General features: G+C 38.0%; 3 protein-coding genes. 1 reads left to right on the top strand and 2 read right to left on the bottom strand.

Annotated features, from left to right (window positions below; translation table 11 throughout):
- Window positions 1–243 (bottom strand): hypothetical protein (locus tag Q0954_RS33515; RefSeq protein WP_299466301.1); only part of this gene is annotated, 243 nt, incomplete at its 3' end.
- On the bottom strand, window positions 203–1201 hold the full coding sequence (locus Q0954_RS33510) for an AraC family transcriptional regulator (RefSeq protein ID WP_299466298.1): 999 nt from the start codon (window positions 1199–1201) through the stop codon (window positions 203–205). The genes Q0954_RS33510 and Q0954_RS33515, both read right to left, overlap by 41 nt.
- A 148-nt stretch (window positions 1202–1349) precedes the next feature.
- Between Q0954_RS33510 and Q0954_RS33505 the strand changes: the two genes are divergently transcribed.
- Window positions 1350–2852 (top strand): TonB-dependent receptor, encoded by a 1503-nt coding sequence (locus Q0954_RS33505; RefSeq protein WP_299466295.1) that lies wholly within the window; start codon window positions 1350–1352, stop codon window positions 2850–2852.
- The last annotated feature ends 63 nt before the right edge of the window (window positions 2853–2915 follow it).

Genomic DNA, 2915 nt, shown 5'->3' with positions numbered 1-2915 from the left:
TGCGCCCATTCGTAATTTAGTCCAGAGTCGGGAGTCAGTAGACCATAGTTTTTTAGCTTCGTTTCGCGCCCATTCGTCATTTAGTCCAGAGTCGGGAGTCTGTAGACCATAGTTTTTAGTATCGCTTTGCGGCCGTTCGTAATTCGTAATTAAATAACTCGTAATTGACCTGTTGGTGATAGAGTTCAATGAACAACCATGCCTATAACCTTTGTTGCTTAAGCTTGCCTGGTGTAATTCCATATTTTCGCTTAAATGCAACCGTAAAATGTTGAGGATTTTTGTAACCAATCTTCTCAGCAACACGGCTTACAGGGGCATTTTCGTTTAACAGCATTTGTTTGGCTATTTGCATCTTTAAGTCATTCCAATACCCAAAAACAGTAGTGCCAAATATTTCCTTAAAACCCTTTTTGAGGGTAAATTCGTTGGTGCCTACTTTACGGGCCAAATCAATCAAAGTAGTAGATTTATCAATATTTTTATGAATAATTTCCCTTACAGCATACATTTTTTCCTGATCTTTTTTTGACACAGAACAAACCTGGCACTCGCAATTGATGATTTGTTCCAGTTGCAACATTAACAACTCTATTATTTTAGATTCGATGAACATTTTTTTGAATATGCCAACACGGTTACACTGAATAATATCTTGAATGATGAGGTACATTTGTGGCGTGATCTGATAATTATGTTGGCTTACAGTAGTAGTGTTTTTCGTATCAATGTGTTTTAAGAACTGGTATAGCTGCTCACTTGCTTCGGGCAAGTATTTAGTAAAAAATGTGGGAATGAGATTTACCTCAAATATTCTAATGCTCTTTGATTGGTAAACATATTTTGCTTTGCCACGAAATCCGTTGGCATAGATAATATTAGATTGGTTGGTAGTAAAATTGAACTGATAAAAGCTTTCCTTATCCTTGCTTAGTGTGTCTCCCTGAAGCAAAAAATGCATTTCTACCGTTTCGAAATCGCTCTCAAAAACCAGTTCAAGGTCGTTTTTGAGTTGTAGATGACCATAACCAATATGAATATTTTCTAAAAAAATCTCCCGATAAGAACCCTTTGTGCCAATTAAGTCACCACTAAACTCTTTCTCAACAATACCTGTCTCACTGTCTACAAAGTAGTTTCGAGGATATTTATTTTCCAGTACAATATCTTCTAAGTCCTGAGCATACAATTTTGTTTTCATAAGTCCCGATTTATTCCTTTTAACGTCTATTTTATTCCGCCAGATATAATTTAGCATGGCGCATTACTCTCTACATTTATATCAAATATAATAGTTATTTATAATAAGTCTAAATAACACCATCCAATCATTTAAGAAAAGAAGCAAGATGACTAAATATGTATTAGCCATATTTTTAATGTTTTCCTGGGGAGTAATGGCACAAACCACCAACCAGGGAACTGTTTCAGGTACAATTATAGATGAGCAGGGGAACCCTATGCCTTCTGTCTCGGTGTTGATTGTGGAGACCCACCAAGGAACAGTAACAGATGACCAAGGAAGGTTTAAATTATCGGGTATTAAGCCTGGTACTTATCAGGTTCAATGCTCTGCCATTGGTTTTATTTTGCCCCCTCAGCAAGTAACCATCATTGCTAACCAAGCTATCCAGGTTCGCTTTGAGGGCAAGGAGAATATCAAAGAATTGCAAATGGTAAGTGTAACTGCCCAAAAACAAAGCGAAGATTTGCAAAAAGTACCCGGAGCACTTGCCTCGATTAGTGCTCAAAAAGTAAAAAACCTCCAAATATCCAATATCAATGAAATAGGCAGAATTTCTCCCAACTTTCAATCTTATGACGATGGAGGAGGAATGTTTACTTTAATGGCCAGTAGAGGAATATTTACTATTGACGATACTCCAGTTGTAGGGGTGTATGTAGATGGTGTACCTTTATTTAATACAGCCTCTTTTCCAGCATCGCTTACCGATATACAACGTATCGAGGTACTGCGTGGTCCTCAAGGAACCATCTACGGACGAAATACTTTGGCAGGGGCTATCAATATTATTACTCAAAATCCCTCTAACCAAACCAAAGGCTTCATTTCGGGAGGCTATGGCAACCTAAACCAGGTTACTCTAGAGGGAGGGATTAGTCTGCCCATTATAAAAGATAAATTATTTGCTAGGATTAGTGGACGATATGATACCCGAAGCGGCTACATAGAAAATGTGTTTTTGCAAAATACTGACTTGCTAGGGCGACGCCTGGGAAGTGGAAATGTCAAACTGATGTTTTACCCCAATCAAAACTGGGATATTTCTCTCACTACTGGTATAGAATACCGGGAAAACAAAGCCTATGCATTTGTGGGTGGGTTTAATGCTACTGGGCAACAACTCGATTCGATTAAGCAAAATCATCCTTATCAGGTAGATCAAAATATTCAGGGAGATTACCTTACCTTATCGTCTAACAATGCCTTACGCATCAGTTATACTGCCCCCCAATTTACGCTTACGTCGGTGAGTTCATACCAACTCACTGATTTAAAACGTAGCGATGAGTTTGATTTTAGCTCTTTTGATATCAACAATTTGCAACAAAGTAATCGTGTGTTACATACGCTCTCAGAAGAACTCCGGGTACGTTCTAATACTCCCAATAGCAAGCTTCGTTGGCTTGTCGGCGTATTTGGTTATTATATAAAGCGTACTGAGGAGCAAAATATCAGGTCTGGCGTTGATAATGCCTTGTTTGCTACCGATCCTGCCATTGCTGCCCAATACCCTTATGTGTCAATAGATGACACCTTTGTCGAGCAAAGCGGTTTTTCGGTATTTGCCAACCTTACTTATAGTTTAACCAATCAACTTAAGTTGTAGAAATTAAAAAGGGCATAAAAAATTGAATTTCAATTAATTATACCCATAATTCATTGCAAAAGG

It is taken from the genome of uncultured Microscilla sp., from assembly GCF_947493425.1.
Classification (GTDB): domain Bacteria; phylum Bacteroidota; class Bacteroidia; order Cytophagales; family Microscillaceae; genus Microscilla.
The sequence above is the reverse complement of the archived record's forward strand: the minus strand, read 5'-3'. Positions and strand labels throughout refer to the sequence as shown.